The following is an 18,468-nucleotide window of genomic DNA, read 5'->3' as shown; positions in this document are numbered from 1 at the left end:
GCCTTTATTGTACGCTTTTTAACGCGTGATTTCAGTCAATTCCACTTACATGGACTGAGTGAAAGTACGGGTGATAACGTCCTGCTGCTGTTCTTTCGTCAGGGAGTTAAAACGTACTGCGTAGCCAGATACGCGGATGGTCAGCTGAGGATATTTCTCAGGATGTTCCATCGCGTCGAGCAGCATTTCACGGTTCATTACGTTCACGTTCAGGTGCTGACCACCTTCGATGGACGCTTCGTGGTGGAAGTAACCATCCATCAGACCCGCGAGGTTAGTTTTACGCACTTCGTCGTCTTTACCCAGCGCGTTTGGCACGATAGAGAAGGTGTAAGAGATACCATCTTTCGCGTAAGCAAACGGCAGTTTAGCAACGGAGGTCAGAGAAGCTACAGCACCTTTCTGGTCACGACCGTGCATTGGGTTAGCACCTGGGCCAAATGGCGCGCCAGCACGACGACCGTCTGGGGTGTTACCGGTTTTCTTACCATACACAACGTTAGAGGTGATGGTCAGAACAGACTGAGTCGGGATAGCGTTACGGTAGGTAGTGAGTTTCTGAATTTTCTTCATGAAACGTTCTACCAGGTCAACCGCCATGTCATCAACACGAGCGTCGTTGTTACCAAACTGCGGGTATTCGCCTTCGATTTCGAAGTCTACGGCCAGGCCGTCTTCGTCACGAATTGGTTTAACTTTCGCGTATTTGATTGCAGACAGGGAGTCAGCCGCAACGGACAGACCTGCGATACCACACGCCATGGTGCGGATAACGTCACGGTCGTGCAGCGCCATCAGAGAGGCTTCGTAGCTGTACTTGTCGTGCATGTAGTGGATAACGTTCAGCGCGGTCACGTACTGCTTAGCCAGCCAGTCCATGAAGTGGTCCATGCGCTCCATGACTTCGTCATAGTTCAGCACATCGCCTTTGATCGGCTCAGACTTAGGACCAACCTGCATTTTCAGTTTTTCATCAACGCCGCCGTTGATTGCGTACAGCATGGTTTTCGCCAGGTTTGCACGCGCACCGAAGAACTGCATTTGCTTACCCACAACCATTGGGCTTACGCAGCAAGCGATAGCGTAATCGTCGTTGTTGAAGTCCGGACGCATCAGGTCATCGTTCTCATACTGCAGGGAAGAGGTATCGATGGACACTTTAGCGGCGAATTTCTTGAAGTTCAGAGGCAGTTTTTCAGACCACAGAACGGTGATGTTCGGCTCCGGAGAAGGACCCATGGTGTACAGGGTGTTCAGGAAGCGGAAGCTGTTTTTGGTAACCAGCGTACGACCGTCAACGCCCATACCGCCGATAGATTCGGTTGCCCAGATTGGGTCACCAGAGAACAGCTCATCATATTCTGGGGTACGCAGGAAGCGAACCATACGCAGTTTCATGACCAGGTGGTCAATCATTTCCTGAGCGTCTTGCTCGGTGATTTTACCTGCTTTCAGGTCACGTTCGATGTACGCATCCAGGAAGGTGGATACGCGGCCGAAGGACATTGCTGCACCGTTCTGAGACTTAACAGCGGCCAGGTAGCCGAAGTAGGTCCACTGAATAGCTTCCTGAGCGTTGGTCGCAGGACCAGAGATATCACAGCCATATTTAGCCGCCATCTCTTTGATCTGACCCAGCGCGCGGTGCTGTTCAGCAATTTCTTCACGCAGACGGATAGTCGCTTCCAGGTTTACGCCGTTTTCCAGGTCAGACTGCAGGGAAACGAACTGCGCGTATTTGTCTTTCATCAGGAAGTCGATACCGTACAGCGCAACGCGACGGTAGTCACCGATGATACGGCCACGGCCATAGGCATCTGGCAGACCGGTCAGAACGCCAGATTTACGGCAGTTCAGAATGTCTTTGGTATAAACATCGAATACGCCCTGGTTATGGGTTTTGCGGTATTCGGTGAAGATTTTTTTCAGCATTGGGTCCAGCTCGCGGTTATACGCTTTGCAGGAACCTTCAACCATTTTGATACCACCGAACGGGATGATGGCGCGTTTCAGTGGTGCTTCAGTCTGCAGACCAACAATTTTCTCAAGGGCTTTGTTGATGTAGCCAGCATCGTGAGAAGTGATGGTGGATGCAACGGAGGTGTCAAAATCAACTGGCGCGTGAGTGCGGTTTTCCAGTTTAACGCCTTCCATTACGCTGTCCCACAGCTTGGTGGTCGCGTCAGTTGCGCCAGCCAGGAAGGATTCGTCACCTTCATACGGGGTATAGTTTTTCTGAATGAAGTCACGCACGTTGACTTCATTCTGCCAGTCACCTTTCGCAAAACCTTCCCAGGCTGTGGCTAACTTTTCATTAAGCTCGGACATGTAACACCTACCTTCTTAAGTGGATTTTTTATTTACTGCCTGAGACAACCATTAATGATGGTCGCCGCCACGCAGGTAAATGACCCAGTATGTCAACCCAACTAACAGACCCCCACCGATAATGTTCCCGATAGTGACGGGGATCAGGTTATCAGTAATGAAATTCATAATAGTCAGGTGAGAGAAACTTTCCGGGGATGAACCAACTGCGGTCCAGAACTCCGGGCTTGCAAAGTTGCGGATAACAATCCCCATCGGGATCATGAACATATTCGCAATACTGTGCTCGAAGCCGCTGGCAACAAACATCGCAACCGGCAGAACCATAATCATGGCTTTATCCATCAGGCTACGGCCAGAGTAGCTCATCCAGACCGCCAGGCAGACCATCAGGTTTGCGAGGATGCCGAGAGCAACGGCTTCGATAAATGTGTGATGCATTTTGTGGTCAGCGGTTTGCAGGACATTAAGCCCCCAGCCACCGTTGGCGGTCATATACTCGCCAGAGAGCCACATCAACAGAACAAAGAGCAGACAGCCAATCAGGTTACCAACGTAGACGTTAAGCCAGTTGCGCGCCAGTTGACCCCAGGTAATTCTTCCGCTGGCTTTCGCCACAACAATCAGCACCGTTGAGGTGAAGAGGTCGGCGCCGCAAATGACGCAGAGAATCAGACCCAGTGAGAAGCAAATGCCGCCAATCAGTTTGGCCATGCCGAAAGGCATTCCGGCAGTACCGGTGGTGGCGGTGATGTAGAAGACGAAAGCGATAGAGATGAACACACCAGCGGTGATCGCCAGATAGAACGTCTTCATCGGGTGTTTCGTTGCTTTATAGACACCCGCTTCTTCGGCAACTTTTGCCATCGCGGCGGGGAGTAAAAGATCAAAAGGGTTGTCAGCTTTCACACTAACTCTCTCTTTATTAAGTCGGCGACGAGATACTAACAAAGCATTATAGAAGAGAAATTGATATAGATCATATCTCGCCTGGCTTATAGGCCCGCAGTATGTATGGTTTTACAACAAATGCGGAGTAAGTATTTGATTATCCGTATAAAAATAAATTTTAAAAGTTATGAAAAGAGTTGAATTTTTTCGTTCGGCCCCCTTCGAAACAGTTAATTAATATGGAGTATTTACCATAAAAAGTAACAATAAAGCCCAGGCAAATATTATTATATTTACCCGTGTTTAACTTTATTATTACAATCAACAATCATTGCCGAAGAGAATAAAAAAAGGGGCAATGAAATTGCCCCGTAATATAGCCCAGACGATTGAATACGCCTACTGCCGTTAATGTTATATGCGCTTATTTTGACCAGTAAGCGGCTTTTGCTTTCTGCAGCTTTTCATAGGCCTTCAGCAGAGACTGATGCGCCGGGAAGGCTTTCAGATCGCTGTCAACCGCCTGCAGACCGTAGAAAGGCTCTTCACCGCTCAGCGCCGCGCTGGCGGCTTCAACCGCTTCAGCACCGTACATACGTACGAAAGCGTTCAGGTACTGCAGTGGCTCGCGATCGTCTTCCTGCGCAAGCAGCAGCAGGGTTTGCAGACAGCGGTAATAGTTGGTGCGCTCGGCGGAGAAGACCGACTGGTTAAACTCCATGGTCCATTCTGTCCAGGCCAGAGCCTGATCCAGATCGCCGCCCGCGAGGGCCAGCATCGCTTTCAGTTCACCGATGCGCAGCGTGTACCAGCCGTTGTCTTTCCCGGTCGCCAGACCCAGCAGCTCGCGCACGCGGGTAAAGTCATCGTGGCCTTCATCGTCCAGCTGGGCTATCAAGTTGAGATAATCTTCTTTTTCCCAATCGCTGCCCGGCAGGGAGAGTAGGGTTTCACGCAGGTGCGCGCCCATGCTGTTGTTTGCGAGCCACAGATCTTCCGCCGGGTAGATATCGGACATGCCAGGTACGATGATGCGGCACGCGTAAACGCCCAGGTGTTCGTAGTCGGCAATGTAGACTTCCTGATCTTCGGCGTCGAAGATTGCCATCAATGTAGCGAACTCTTCTTCGGTGGTACCGGCAAAGCTCCAGTCCACGAACGGATAGTCCGCGTCCTGCTTGAACATATCCCAGGAGATCAAACCGCTGGAGTCGATGAAGTGGGTTTCGAGGTTGGTGTGCTCGGCCACTTCTTCATCGTCAAACGTTGGCGGGGTGAATACGTCGAGATCTTTCAGGCTACGGCCCTGCAGCAGCTCGGTCACGGTACGCTCCAGCGCCACGCCGAAGTCAGGGTGCGCGCCGAAGGAGGCGAAGCAGGTTCCGTTAGTCGGGTTAAACAGCACGACGCAGATAACCGGATATTTACCGCCCAGCGAGCCGTCATAGGCAAAGATTGGGAAACCTTCCGCTTCCAGTTTGGCGATGGATTCCACCACGCCCGGGTAGCGCGCCAGCACGTCTGCCGGAATTTCAGGCAGGCTGATGGATTCGGCAATAATGCGGTTTTTGATATGACGCTCGAACACTTCAGACAGGCCCTGCACGCGCGCTTCATTGCGGGTGTTACCGGCGGACATACCGTTGGACACATACAGGTTGCCGACGATGTTCATCGGGATGTAGACGGTCTGCTCGTCAGACTGACGGGTGAACGGCAGGGCGCAGATCCCACGTTCTTCATTCCCAGACTGCAGATCGATCAGCATGCTGGCGGTCAGTTCGTTTTCCGGATCGTAGAAGGCACGCAGACGGCCATCCAGAATGCCTTCCGGCAGTTCATCGTCTTCGGTCAGCGGGAACCATTTTTCGTTCGGATAGTGAACGAACGGGCCGTTGGCGATGGTTTCACCCAGCCAGAAGTCAGCGAAGAAATAGTTGGTGGACAGACGCTCAAAATACTCACCCAGCGCAGAGGCCAGTGCCGCTTTTTTCGTCGCACCTTTACCGTTGGTAAAGCAGAGCGCGCAGTCTTTGTCGCGAATGTGCACGGACCAGACGTGAGGCACCGGGTTCAGCCAGGAGGCTTCTTCGATGTTAAAGCCCAGGTCGGTCAGTTTCTGCTGGAAGCGAGCGATGGAATCTTCCAGAGCGGCGTCTTTGCCGGGGATAAACGTTTGAGTCATGGCGTTCACTTTTATCGTACGTAAAGCGCGCAATGATACGGGTTTTGCGTGACGGGTGCTATCTCCGGCGAAAATAAATGGCTGGGCTATGCTTAGTAGCAGTAACTGACTGTTAAGGCATAGAAAAATGAAAGCATTTGATCTCCAGCGGATGGCGTTTGATAAAGTTCCACCTGAATTTCTGGGCGAAGTGGCGCTGCGCAGCCTGTATACCTTCGTACTCGTCTTCCTGTTTCTCAAAATTACCGGCCGTCGTGGCGTTCGTCAGATGTCGCTGTTTGAAGTGCTGATCATCCTGACGCTGGGCTCGGCGGCGGGGGACGTCGCGTTTTATGACGACGTGCCGATGGTGCCGGTGTTTATCGTTTTTGTTTCCCTCGCCTTGCTTTACCGGCTGGTGATGTGGCTGATGTCAAAAAGTGAAAAGCTGGAAGATCTGCTTGAAGGGAAACCGGTCGTTATTGTCGAGGACGGTCAGCTGGCTTGGGAAAATGTGCAAAGCGCCAATATGACCGAGTTTGAGTTCTTCATGGAGCTGCGCCTGAATAGCGTTGAACAGCTCGGACAGGTGCGGCTTGCGATCATGGAAACCAATGGGCAAATCAGCGTCTATTACTATGCTGATGACGACGTCAAGCCCGGCCTGTGTATCCTGCCGGATATGTTAGTAGAACGGTTCAGGGTGATACCTGAAACCGGGGAGTATGCATGTATAAAATGTAGTCATGTTGTGGGGATGCATGCGGGCGATCATCAATTATGCCCTCGTTGTGCAAATCCGGAATGGACAAAGGTTAGCCGGGCTAAACGCCTCGTCTGACAGCGATTTTGTCGGTTTTGTGACGACGAGGCGGCAGATTGTTTTGTGTGACGAAGGGCACATTTCCCCGGTCATAAGTTTTAGACATTGCGGCGCGTGTCACTGAATGATAAAACCGATATCCACAGTTATAACTTATGGCTTTTAGCGTGGTGAGGGGAAATGGCTCAAGTCTTTAATTTCAGTTCAGGTCCGGCAATGTTACCGGCAGACGTACTCAAACAGGCTCAACAGGAGCTGTGTGACTGGAACGGTCTGGGTACGTCGGTGATGGAAATCAGCCACCGGGGTAAAGCGTTTATTCAGGTGGCGGAAGAGGCAGAAAAGGATTTTCGCGATCTGCTGAACATTCCCTCGAACTACAAAGTATTGTTCTGCCATGGCGGTGGACGCGGTCAGTTTGCGGGCATCCCGCTCAATCTGCTGGGCGACAAAACCACCGCTGATTACGTCGATGCCGGCTACTGGGCAGCCAGTGCGTTAAAAGAAGCGCACAAATACTGCACGCCGAACGTTATCGACGCCAAAGTGACCGTTGACGGTCTGCGCGCCGTGAAGCCGATGAGCGAGTGGCAGCTGTCTGACAATGCCGCGTATCTCCACTACTGCCCGAACGAAACCATCGACGGCATCGCCATTCACGAAGAGCCAGACTTTGGCGACAATGTCATTGTGACGGCGGACTTCTCTTCAACCATTCTGTCCACTCCGCTGGACGTCAGCCGCTACGGCGTCATTTACGCAGGTGCTCAGAAAAACATCGGTCCTGCTGGGCTGACTATTGTCATCGTCCGTGAAGACCTGCTGGGGAAAGCCCATAAGTCCTGCCCGTCAATCCTGGATTACACCGTCCTGAATGACAACGACTCCATGTTCAACACCCCACCTACGTTTGCCTGGTATCTCTCCGGCCTGGTCTTCAAATGGCTGAAGCAAAACGGCGGCGTGGCGCAGATGGACAAGATCAATCAGCAGAAAGCCGAACTGCTGTACGGCACGATCGACAAGAGCGATTTCTACCGTAACGATGTGGCGAAAGCGAACCGTTCCCGCATGAACGTACCGTTCCAGCTGGCAGACAGCAGCCTGGACAGCGTGTTCCTGGAAGAGTCGTTCGCGGCGGGTCTGCACGCGCTGAAAGGCCATCGTGTGGTTGGCGGGATGCGTGCTTCCATTTATAACGCCATGCCGCTGGAAGGCGTTAAAGCCCTGACCGATTTCATGATCGACTTCGAACGTCGTCACGGTTAATTTGCTGTTTTTCACCCCCGCAGCGTCCCTGCGGGGTTTTTATTATGTTGAGTTGAGAGTTTAGTTTTCATGGAATCCCTGACGTTACAACCTATCGCGCGGGTAGATGGCACCATCAATCTGCCTGGTTCAAAAAGTGTCTCGAACCGCGCTCTGCTGCTGGCAGCTCTGGCAAACGGCACCACCGTCCTCACCAACCTGCTGGACAGCGATGACGTGCGCCATATGCTCAATGCGCTGAAAGCGTTGGGCGTTCATTACACACTCTCTGACGATCGCACCCGCTGCGAAGTGACCGGCAACGGCGGCGCGCTGCAGGCGAGTGAGGAGCTTGAGCTGTTTCTGGGTAACGCGGGTACCGCGATGCGTCCGCTGGCGGCGGCCCTGTGCCTCGGGAGCAATAACATCGTGCTGACCGGCGAGCCGCGCATGAAGGAGCGTCCGATCGGCCATCTGGTAGATGCCCTGCGTCAGGGCGGCGCGCAGATTGAGTATCTGGAGCAGGAAAATTACCCGCCACTGCGTCTGCGCGGGGGCTTTACCGGCGGTACCGTCGAGGTTGACGGCAGCGTCTCCAGCCAGTTCCTGACGGCACTGCTGATGACCGCGCCGCTGGCCCCGCAGGATACGGTTATCACGATTAAAGGTGAGCTGGTCTCCAAACCGTATATTGATATTACGCTGCATCTGATGAAAACCTTCGGCGTTGAGGTTGAAAACCAGTCTTATCAGCGCTTTGTCGTGCGTGGGGCGCAGCAGTACCAGTCGCCGGGCAACTACCTGGTTGAAGGCGATGCTTCATCCGCATCCTATTTCCTTGCCGCTGGCGCGATTAAAGGCGGTACGGTAAAAGTGACCGGCATTGGCCGCAACAGCGTGCAGGGCGATATTCGTTTTGCTGACGTGCTGGAAAAAATGGGCGCGGTTGTCACCTGGGGGGATGATTTCATCTCCTGTACCCACGGTGAGCTGAACGCCATCGACATGGACATGAACCATATCCCGGATGCGGCGATGACCATTGCCACGGCGGCGCTGTTTGCCAAAGGCACCACCACGCTGCGCAACATCTATAACTGGCGCGTAAAAGAGACGGACCGCCTGTTCGCGATGGCAACCGAGCTGCGTAAAGTCGGCGCTGAGGTAGAAGAGGGCGAAGATTACATTCGCGTTACCCCTCCGGTAAAACTGAACTTTGCTGAAATCGGGACCTATAACGATCACCGTATGGCGATGTGTTTCTCGCTGGTGGCGCTGTCCGATACCCCTGTGACCATTCTCGATCCGAAATGTACGGCGAAAACCTTCCCGGACTATTTCGAACAGCTGGCGCGCATTAGCACCCTGGCATGATGAAGTCTTGCCGCATCATCTGATGCGGCATTTCCTTACGCTTCCTGACGATCTTTCCCGCTCATTTCTTCTACACTCTGCTTCTATCATTCCGTAATTTGCACGCAAAGGTAACAGTTGCGCACGTTGGCGCGTATAATGCGCGGCGTTCATGTTAACGGTATGCCTTATTTAAGGAGAAAAAGATGACGGCAGTTGCCCCGGTAATCACCATTGATGGGCCGAGTGGCGCAGGGAAAGGTACTCTGTGCAAAGCGATGGCGGAAGCATTGCAATGGCATCTTTTAGATTCGGGAGCAATCTATCGCGTGCTGGCGCTGGCTGCGCTGCATCATCACGTGGATGTCGCCTCTGAAGAAGCGCTGGTACCGCTGGCTGCGCATCTGGATGTGCGTTTTGTTTCTACCGATGGCAACCTGGAAGTGATCCTGGAAGGGGAAGACGTGAGCGGCGAAATCCGTACGCAGGAAGTCGCTAATGCGGCCTCCCAGGTGGCGGCTTTCCCACGCGTTCGCGAGGCACTGCTGCGTCGCCAGCGAGCGTTTCGTGAAGCCCCGGGTCTGATCGCTGATGGACGCGACATGGGAACCGTGGTCTTCCCTGATGCGCCAGTAAAAATCTTCCTTGACGCCTCTTCGGAAGAACGTGCTCAACGCCGTATGCTTCAGTTGCAGGAAAAGGGGTTTAGTGTTAACTTTGATCGCCTTTTATCCGAGATAAAAGAGCGCGATGACCGCGATCGTAACCGCGCCGTCGCACCGCTTGTTCCTGCAGAAGATGCATTAGTTCTGGATTCAACCAGTTTAACTATTGAGCAAGTGATTGAAAAAGCGCTACAATATGCGCGCCAAAAACTGGCACTCGCGTAATCGCGACCGATTTAGCAGTACCCCCGCTGCAATGGATTGACGGCGGGTATGTGAAACAACCCCATCCGGCACGGAGCCAGGTGGACGTTAATATTAACCTGAAGATTAAACATGACTGAATCTTTTGCTCAACTGTTTGAAGAATCCTTAAAAGAAATCGAAACCCGTCCGGGTTCCATCGTTCGCGGTGTTGTTGTTGCTATCGACAAAGACGTAGTACTGGTTGACGCCGGTCTGAAATCTGAGTCCGCCATTCCGGCTGAGCAGTTCAAAAACGCCCAGGGCGAGCTGGAAATCCAGGTTGGTGACGAAGTTGACGTTGCTCTGGACGCAGTAGAAGACGGCTTCGGCGAAACCCTGCTGTCTCGTGAGAAAGCTAAACGTCACGAAGCATGGATCACGCTGGAGAAAGCTTACGAAGAAGCTGAAACTGTGGTCGGTGTTATCAACGGCAAAGTTAAAGGTGGCTTCACTGTTGAGCTGAATGGTATTCGTGCGTTCCTGCCAGGTTCACTGGTAGACGTTCGTCCAGTCCGTGACACCCTGCACCTCGAAGGCAAAGAGCTTGAGTTCAAAGTAATCAAGCTGGACCAGAAGCGTAACAACGTTGTTGTTTCCCGTCGTGCCGTTATCGAATCCGAAAACAGCGCAGAACGCGATCAGCTGCTGGAAAACCTGCAGGAAGGCATGGAAGTCAAAGGTATCGTTAAGAACCTCACTGACTACGGCGCATTCGTTGACCTGGGCGGCGTTGATGGCCTGCTGCACATCACCGACATGGCGTGGAAACGCGTTAAGCACCCAAGCGAAATCGTGAACGTGGGCGACGAAATCACTGTTAAAGTGCTGAAGTTCGACCGCGAGCGTACTCGTGTATCCCTCGGCCTGAAACAGCTGGGCGAAGATCCATGGGTAGCTATCGCTAAGCGTTACCCAGAAGGTACTAAACTGACTGGTCGCGTAACCAACCTGACCGACTACGGCTGCTTCGTTGAAATCGAAGAAGGCGTTGAAGGCCTGGTGCACGTTTCCGAAATGGACTGGACCAACAAAAACATCCACCCATCCAAAGTTGTTAACGTTGGTGATGTAGTGGAAGTGATGGTTCTGGATATCGACGAAGAACGTCGTCGTATCTCCCTGGGCCTGAAGCAGTGCAAAAACAACCCATGGCAGCAGTTCGCGGAAACCCACAACAAGGGCGACCGTGTTGAAGGTAAAATCAAGTCTATCACTGACTTCGGTATCTTCATCGGCCTGGACGGCGGCATCGATGGCCTGGTTCACCTGTCTGACATCTCCTGGAACGTTGCAGGCGAAGAAGCAGTTCGTGAATACAAAAAAGGCGACGAAATCGCTGCAGTTGTTCTGCAGGTTGACGCAGAGCGTGAGCGTATCTCCCTGGGCGTTAAACAGCTCGCAGAAGATCCGTTCAACAACTGGGTTGCACTGAACAAGAAAGGCGCAATCGTAAACGGTAAAGTGACTGCAGTTGACGCTAAAGGCGCAACCGTAGAACTGGCTGACGGCGTTGAAGGTTACCTGCGCGCTTCTGAAGCTTCACGTGACCGCGTTGAAGATGCCACTCTGGTTCTGAACGTAGGCGACGACGTTGAAGCTAAGTTCACCGGTGTTGACCGTAAGAACCGTGCAATCAGCCTGTCTGTACGTGCTAAAGACGAAGCTGATGAGAAAGATGCAATCGCAACTGTTAACAAACAGGAAGATGCAAACTTCTCTAACAACGCAATGGCTGAAGCTTTCAAAGCAGCTAAAGGCGAGTAATATCAGGTTCTCAGCATCATTTGAGCTGTAACGCATTTACAGCGCGAAGGATGATGAGCAGACTTGACAGATTGCAGGATTCGTCCTGTAATCAATAACAAAGGGCGGCTACGGCCGCCCTTGTTTAATGAGCTGTTCAGCTAATTGGTTTGAAAGGAACCGGAGGAATCATGACCAAGTCAGAATTGATTGAAAGACTTGCCAGTCAGCAACCGCATATCCCTGCCAAGGCAGTGGAAGATGCCGTAAAAGAGATGCTGGAGCATATGGCCTCCACTCTTGCCCAGGGCGAGCGCATTGAAATCCGCGGTTTCGGTAGTTTTTCTCTGCACTATCGTGCTCCACGTACCGGGCGTAACCCGAAAACTGGTGATAAAGTCGAGCTGGAAGGGAAGTACGTTCCACACTTTAAGCCGGGTAAAGAACTGCGCGATCGCGCCAATATTTACGGCAACTGAGTTTAGCCAGCCGGTTAAACTGGGTTCGAAAGAAAGCACCTGCGGGTGCTTTTTTTGTCTCCGTCACTTTCATTCTGAAGGTGTCTCGCATTTTAAGTTGCGTTTTCTGCAATGCGCTAAAAACCTTGCAGCGCTTGCTGTAGATTGCATTTTTCACACCTGACACTCCGCTCGATCTGCCCGCATACTGCCACCCAGAAACAGGGAGGTAGCAATGGGAATTCCCGCTTTAGGTATCTGCGCCATTCTGGCGATAGCCCCGTTACTCTGGTTACCTGAACTGCCATCGCGTTATACCATCTGGATAATGATGGCTGGCGGGGTTGCACTAGCCGCACGCCAAAACGTACGGCTGAAGTATGTGGGGATGACGCTGTTATTTTGCGTGTGGGGCATTCTGGCCGCGCAAGAGAGCGTCTGGCCGATGCAGCATTTAACCGCAGGTGCCGTGCAGGCCGAGGTGGAGATCGCCGCGACTGATGGTGCCACTGTGCATCAGGGAAAAATACTCACCGTTGATGGCCAGCGCTGGTGGGCGTCAACAGGCGTAACGCTTTATGGTCATTATCTGCCGCAGAAAGCGTGTGCCGGTCAGCGCTGGGCGATGACGCTCCGGCTCAGGCCTGTACACGGCGAACTGAACGACGGAGGGTATGACCCCCAGCGCAGCGCTATTGCCCGCCATCAAACGCTAAGTGGGCGTTTTACCCATGCAGAACTCATCGATGGACGCTGCAGCCTGCGAGCGCAATACCTGACATCGCTGCAAAACCGACTTTCAGTTTATCGCTGGGGCGCGGTTATCCTCGGGCTGGGCATGGGAGAACGTCTGGATGTCCCCAGGGAAATAAAAGACCTGATGCGTGAAACCGGCACGCTGCATCTGATGGCGATTTCGGGTCTGCATATCGCGCTGGCGGCCTCCATCGTCTGGTTTCTTGTGCGCGGGCTTCAGTTTTTATTATCTTGCCATCGGGTCAACTGGCAGATGCCTCTGCTGGCGGGGTTATTCTTTGCTGCTTTCTACGCCTGGCTGACCGGTCTGCAACCGCCCGCGCTACGCACGGTCATCGCACTTGCTGTACTGGCGGCGCTGCGGATCGGTTCCCGGCAATGGTCTCCATGGCAGGTGTGGATCTGCTGTGTCGCGGCGATCCTGATAAGCGATCCCTTAGCCATACTTTCGCAGAGTCTGCTTTTGTCTGCATTTGCCGTCGCCGCGCTGATTTTCTGGTTTCAGTGGTTGCCGCTTCCTCACTGGCAGTGGGCTCGCCGGATACGTCCGCTGCTGAACCTGGTCTATCTGCAGGTCGGCATGCTGTTACTTCTCATGCCGCTACAGGTTCTGATTTTCCATGGCTTTAGCATTTCATCGTTGATCGCCAATTTCTTTGCCGTGCCGTTGGTGACGTTTGTCTGCGTACCGCTGATTTTACTCGGCATGCTGCTCCATCTGCTGCCGCTGGCGGGGCTGGAAAGCGGCATCTGGTATGCAGCCGATAAGACGCTTGCCGGGTTGTTCTGGTTGCTGATGCGCCTGCCAGACGGCTGGCAGAGTGTGGACCAGCGCTGGCAGTACATGACGTTACTGCCGTGGCTTATCCTCATCGGCTGGCGTTTCCGTGCCTGGAAAACCGTTCCTGCCGTTTGTCTGGCGGGAAGTGTCTTGCTGGCTTCTCCCCTCTGGCGGACGGCGAAAAGCGACGCCTGGACGCTCCATATGCTGGACGTGGGGCAGGGACTGGCAATGGTTATTGAACGACAGGGAAAAGCCATTCTTTACGATACCGGGCTTGCCTGGCCGGGCGGGGATAGTGCACAGCGGTTAATTATTCCATGGCTGCGCTGGCATCATCTGCAGCCGGAAGGCGTTATTCTCAGCCATGAGCATCTCGACCATGCGGGAGGCCTTGTATCGCTGCAAAAAACATGGCCCGAAATGTGGGTAAGAAGTCCGTTGCACCAGACCGGGCATCGTCCCTGCTTTCGCGGGCAAAGATGGCAATGGCAGGGGTTAACGTTCACCATCCACTGGCCCACTGAAAATTATCCGGCTCAGGGTAACAATCACTCCTGCGTGGTAAAAATTGACGACGGCGAGCAGAGCGTTCTGCTGACGGGAGACATTGAAGCACAGGCAGAACAGGCTATGCTTAGCCATTACTGGCAGCATCTGACGTCCACCCTCATACAGGTACCTCATCACGGCAGCAATACCTCGTCGTCATTGCCGCTGGTACAGCGGGTTGAGGGGCTGATAGCTCTGGATTCAGCGGCCCGCTATAACGCATGGCGATTCCCGTCGGCTAAAGTAGTCCGGCGCTATCGAAAAGAGGGATATATCTGGCACGATACCCCCCATTCCGGGCAAATATCGGTGACATTTTCGCACCATCGCTGGCAAATCCGGCGCGTGCGGGATCAATTTTTACCCCCCTGGTATCATCAGTGGTTTGGCGCGCCCGTAGATAACGGGTAGAATATGCGGCTATTTCAACAAATGCTGGTTTTTTGAATGCATAACGACAAAGATCTCTCCACGTGGCAAACCTTCCGCCGACTCTGGCCGATGATTGCTCCCTTTAAAGCAGGCCTGATCGTGGCGGGTGTAGCGTTAATCCTCAACGCAGCCAGCGATACTTTTATGTTATCGCTCCTCAAACCGTTACTGGACGACGGTTTTGGTAAAACGGATCGCTCAGTGTTGCTATGGATGCCTCTGGTGGTTATCGGGCTGATGATCTTACGTGGTATCACCAGCTATATCTCCAGCTACTGCATCTCCTGGGTTTCCGGGAAAGTGGTTATGACCATGCGCCGTCGTCTGTTCAGCCACATGATGGGCATGCCGGTCTCATTCTTTGACAAGCAATCCACCGGGACGCTGCTGTCTCGTATTACCTACGATTCAGAGCAGGTTGCCTCCTCCTCTTCAAGCGCGCTGATTACCGTCGTGCGCGAAGGAGCGTCGATCATCGGTCTGTTTGCAATGATGTTCTATTACAGCTGGCAGCTGTCGCTGATCCTTATCGTGCTGGCACCGGTCGTGTCCATTGCTATCCGCGTCGTCTCAAAGCGCTTCCGCAATATCAGTAAGAATATGCAGAACACCATGGGGCAGGTGACGACCAGCGCAGAACAGATGCTGAAAGGGCACAAAGAAGTGTTGATCTTCGGCGGTCAGGAAGTTGAAACCAAACGCTTTGACAAAGTCAGCAACAAAATGCGTCTGCAGGGGATGAAGATGGTCTCGGCCTCTTCCATCTCTGACCCGATCATTCAGCTGATTGCCTCACTGGCGCTGGCGTTCGTTCTTTATGCGGCAAGCTTCCCGAGCGTAATGGAGACGCTGACGGCGGGTACTATCACCGTAGTCTTCTCCTCGATGATTGCCCTGATGCGCCCGCTGAAATCCCTGACCAACGTGAACGCCCAGTTCCAGCGCGGGATGGCCGCCTGCCAGACGCTGTTCAGCATTCTGGATTCTGAACAGGAAAAAGACGAAGGTACACGCGAGGTAGAGCGCGCCCGTGGCGACGTGGAGTTCCGCAACGTGACCTTCACCTATCCAGGCCGCGAAACGCCGGCTCTGCGCAATATCAACCTGACGATTCCGGCAGGTAAAACCGTTGCGCTGGTAGGCCGCTCCGGCTCCGGTAAATCCACCATTGCGAGCCTCATCACTCGTTTCTACGATATTAACGAAGGTGAGATCCTGCTGGATGGTCACGATCTGCGGGAGTACACCCTGCAGTCGCTGCGTAACCAGGTTGCGCTGGTTTCTCAGAACGTGCATCTCTTCAACGATACGGTTGCCAACAACATTGCTTATGCACGCACTGACGAGTACAGCCGCGAGCAGATTGAGAACGCCGCGCGTATGGCGTATGCAATGGACTTTATCAACAAGATGGATAACGGTCTGGACACGATAATCGGTGAAAACGGGGTACTGCTCTCCGGCGGTCAGCGCCAGCGTATCGCCATTGCGCGCGCGCTGCTGCGCGATAGCCCGATACTGATCCTGGACGAAGCAACATCTGCACTGGATACGGAATCTGAACGCGCGATTCAGTCGGCGCTGGATGAACTGCAAAAGAACCGTACGTCGCTGGTGATTGCGCACCGTCTGTCCACTATTGAGCAGGCAGATGAGATCGTCGTGGTTGAGGACGGCATCATTGTTGAACGCGGAAGCCATGCCGACCTGCTGGAACATCGTGGCGTTTACGCCCAGCTTCATAAGATGCAGTTCGGCGAATGATTGCACGCATCTGGTCCGGTGAATCCCCGCTGTGGCTGCTGCTTTTGCCGCTCTCCTGGCTGTACGGCCTGGTAAGCGGCATTATTCGCCTGTTTTACCGTCTGGGGATCAAGCGTGCCTGGCGCGCGCCGGTTCCGGTTGTCGTAGTGGGTAACCTCACGGCGGGCGGCAACGGCAAAACGCCAGTGGTGATCTGGCTGGTGGAGCAGTTGCAAAAACGCGGCATCCGCCCCGGCGTGGTGTCGCGTGGGTATGGTGGTAAAGCGGCGCACTACCCATTGCTGCTGTCGGCGGAAACCACGACCGCAGAAGCGGGTGATGAGCCAGTATTGATTTTCCAGCGTACCGGTGCGCCGGTTGCGGTCTCCCCGGTGCGCAGCGACGCCGTGCAGGCCCTGCTTGCTGAACACGCGGCACAAATCATCATCACTGACGACGGCCTGCAGCATTACGCTCTGGCGCGTGATAAAGAGATTGTAGTTATCGACGGCGTGCGCCGTTTCGGCAACGGCTGGTGGCTGCCCGCTGGCCCCATGCGTGAACGGGCTTCGCGTCTGAAGTCCGTTGATGCGGTGATTGTTAACGGCGGTGAAGCAAAGTCGGGTGAAATTCCTATGCGTCTGTTACCGGGAATGGCGGTCAACCTGGTGACGGGTGAACGCCGGGCGGTTGCAGAACTGCCTTCGCTGGTGGCTATGGCGGGTATTGGTCATCCGCCGCGCTTCTTCGCGACGCTGGAACAGTGTGGCGCCCGGCTGGAAAAACGCGTTCCGCTGGCTGACCATCAGGCGCTGGTGGCAGAGCAGGTTGAGGCGCTTACCGCGCCTGGCCAGACGCTCATTATGACCGAAAAAGATGCGGTGAAATGCCGTGCCTTTGCGAAAGATAACTGGTGGTATCTGCCCGTTGACGCTGAACTCAGCGGCGAACAGCCGGAACAATTGCTTAAGGAACTGATTGCGTTGGTGCAGTAGAGGCTTACGCGGTTCTGGTGGCGCTTTGACTGACAGGAAAACGCATGTCTTTACCGCAACTCTCGCTTTCAGCCGCACGTCATTTACACCTTGCCGCGCAGGGGCTGCTCAAAAAGCCCCGTCGCCGCGCGCAGCCTGCCGATATCCTCTCTACCGTCCAGCGCATGTCGCTGCTCCAAATCGACACCATTAACATTGTCGCCCGTAGCCCTTACCTGGTGCTGTTTAGCCGCCTGGGGAGTTATCCTCCGCAGTGGCTGGATGAGGCGCTCTCCAAAGGGGAGCTGATGGAGTACTGGGCTCACGAAGCCTGCTTCCTGCCCCGTAGCGATTTCGCCCTGGTACGTCACCATATGCTTGCTCCGGAAAAGATGGGATGGAAATACCGGCAGGCGTGGATGGAGGAACATGAGGCCGAAATAGAGCAGCTTATCAGCCATATTCAGGAAAACGGCCCCGTTCGATCCGCCGATTTTGAACATCCGCGCAAAGGTGCAGGCGGATGGTGGGAGTGGAAGCCGCACAAGCGTCATCTTGAAGGGTTGTTCACGTCAGGCAAAGTCATGGTCATTGAACGGCGTAATTTTCAGCGCGTTTATGATCTGACACATCGCGTGATGCCTCACTGGGACGACGAGCGGGATCTGCTTACCCAGGAGGTGGCCGAGGCCATCATGCTGGAGAACAGCGCCCGCAGCCTGGGCATTTTCCGTCCGCAATGGCTGGCAGACTATTACCGCCTCCGTCAGCCTGCGCTGAAGCCTCTGCTGGAGATGTGGCAGCGTGAACAGCGAGTTATTCCCGTTATGGTGGAAACGCTGGGCGAAATGTGGCTGCACGCGGAACTCCTCCCGTTATTGCCTCAGGCCCTGGAGGGCAAACTTCAGGCGACCCACAGCGCGGTATTGTCGCCGTTCGACCCGGTTGTCTGGGACAGAAAACGCGCCGAGCAGCTGTTTAACTTCAGCTACCGGCTGGAATGCTATACCCCGGCGCCAAAGCGGCAATACGGCTACTTTGTTTTACCGCTGCTGCACAAGGGACAACTGGTCGGGCGCATGGATGCCAAAATGCACCGCAAGACCGGCACGCTTGAAGTCATTGCCCTTTATCTGCAAGAGGGCATCAGGGTCACGGCGAGCCTGGAAAAAGGGTTAACGTCCGCCATTAGCGAGTTCGCGCGCTGGCAGGAGGCTCGCGACGTAACGCTTGGCCGGGTACCTGACGGGTTATTCACATCCTGTCGAAGTGGCTGGGAAACAGGCACGCCCTGAAAAGGGAATGTGTTAA

At 54.0% G+C, this 18,468-nt stretch carries 13 protein-coding genes; 10 read left to right on the top strand and 3 right to left on the bottom strand.

Annotated elements, in window-relative coordinates; all coding sequences use genetic code 11:
- Nucleotides 1-45: 45 nt before the first annotated feature.
- The 3 genes from pflB to ycaO form a co-directional block, all read right to left on the bottom strand.
- On the bottom strand, nt 46-2,328 hold the full coding sequence (gene pflB / locus ACTJI7_RS04630) for a formate C-acetyltransferase (protein WP_023338210.1): 2,283 nt from the start codon (nt 2,326-2,328) through the stop codon (nt 46-48).
- Between the two features lie 51 nt (nt 2,329-2,379).
- Complete coding sequence (gene focA / locus ACTJI7_RS04625) at nt 2,380-3,237, bottom strand: formate transporter FocA (RefSeq protein WP_028012564.1); 858 nt, start codon at nt 3,235-3,237, stop codon at nt 2,380-2,382.
- A 406-nt stretch (nt 3,238-3,643) separates the two neighbouring features.
- The gene (gene ycaO / locus ACTJI7_RS04620) at nt 3,644-5,404 is read right to left on the bottom strand and encodes a 30S ribosomal protein S12 methylthiotransferase accessory factor YcaO (RefSeq protein ID WP_162269367.1); all 1,761 of its coding nucleotides are present in this window, start codon (nt 5,402-5,404) and stop codon (nt 3,644-3,646) included.
- A gap of 127 nt (nt 5,405-5,531) precedes the next feature.
- Between ycaO and ACTJI7_RS04615 the strand changes: the two genes are divergently transcribed.
- The 10 genes from ACTJI7_RS04615 to ACTJI7_RS04570 all read left to right on the top strand — a co-directional run bounded on the left by ACTJI7_RS04615 (nt 5,532) and on the right by ACTJI7_RS04570 (nt 18,452).
- Nucleotides 5,532-6,224 (top strand): DUF421 domain-containing protein, encoded by a 693-nt coding sequence (locus tag ACTJI7_RS04615; protein ID WP_028012566.1) that lies wholly within the window; start codon nt 5,532-5,534, stop codon nt 6,222-6,224.
- A gap of 162 nt (nt 6,225-6,386) precedes the next feature.
- A complete protein-coding gene (serC, locus tag ACTJI7_RS04610; protein ID WP_047368210.1) occupies nt 6,387-7,475 on the top strand; it encodes a 3-phosphoserine/phosphohydroxythreonine transaminase in 1,089 nt (362 codons plus the stop codon).
- A gap of 69 nt (nt 7,476-7,544) precedes the next feature.
- On the top strand, nt 7,545-8,828 hold the full coding sequence (gene aroA / locus ACTJI7_RS04605; RefSeq protein WP_063154566.1) for a 3-phosphoshikimate 1-carboxyvinyltransferase: 1,284 nt from the start codon (nt 7,545-7,547) through the stop codon (nt 8,826-8,828).
- A gap of 185 nt (nt 8,829-9,013) precedes the next feature.
- Entirely contained in the window at nt 9,014-9,697 is a 684-nt protein-coding gene (gene cmk / locus ACTJI7_RS04600; RefSeq protein WP_013097305.1) for a (d)CMP kinase, read from the top strand.
- A 111-nt stretch (nt 9,698-9,808) separates the two neighbouring features.
- Complete coding sequence (gene rpsA / locus ACTJI7_RS04595; protein WP_008499966.1) at nt 9,809-11,482, top strand: 30S ribosomal protein S1; 1,674 nt, start codon at nt 9,809-9,811, stop codon at nt 11,480-11,482.
- Between the two features lie 170 nt (nt 11,483-11,652).
- Nucleotides 11,653-11,940, top strand: a complete 288-nt coding sequence (ihfB, locus tag ACTJI7_RS04590) for an integration host factor subunit beta (protein WP_008499965.1) — start codon at nt 11,653-11,655, stop codon at nt 11,938-11,940.
- 214 nt (nt 11,941-12,154) lie between these two features.
- Nucleotides 12,155-14,419, top strand: coding sequence for a ComEC family protein (locus tag ACTJI7_RS04585; RefSeq protein ID WP_192979176.1), 2,265 nt, complete (start codon nt 12,155-12,157; stop codon nt 14,417-14,419).
- A 36-nt stretch (nt 14,420-14,455) separates the two neighbouring features.
- Complete coding sequence (gene msbA, locus ACTJI7_RS04580) at nt 14,456-16,204, top strand: lipid A ABC transporter ATP-binding protein/permease MsbA (RefSeq protein WP_028012570.1); 1,749 nt, start codon at nt 14,456-14,458, stop codon at nt 16,202-16,204.
- Nucleotides 16,201-17,178 carry a tetraacyldisaccharide 4'-kinase gene (lpxK, locus tag ACTJI7_RS04575; protein WP_063437608.1) on the top strand — a complete coding sequence of 326 codons (978 nt, stop codon included), beginning with the start codon at nt 16,201-16,203 and terminating at the stop codon, nt 17,176-17,178. Before msbA ends, lpxK begins: the two co-directional genes overlap by 4 nt.
- A 44-nt stretch (nt 17,179-17,222) precedes the next feature.
- Nucleotides 17,223-18,452 (top strand): winged helix-turn-helix domain-containing protein, encoded by a 1,230-nt coding sequence (locus tag ACTJI7_RS04570; RefSeq protein WP_126345197.1) that lies wholly within the window; start codon nt 17,223-17,225, stop codon nt 18,450-18,452.
- Nucleotides 18,453-18,468: the final 16 nt, after the last annotated feature.

It is taken from the genome of Enterobacter sp. 22499, assembly GCF_052044815.1.
In the GTDB taxonomy this organism is placed as follows: Bacteria; Pseudomonadota; Gammaproteobacteria; order Enterobacterales; family Enterobacteriaceae; genus Enterobacter; species Enterobacter bugandensis.
The sequence above is the reverse complement of the archived record's forward strand: the minus strand, read 5'-3'. Positions and strand labels throughout refer to the sequence as shown.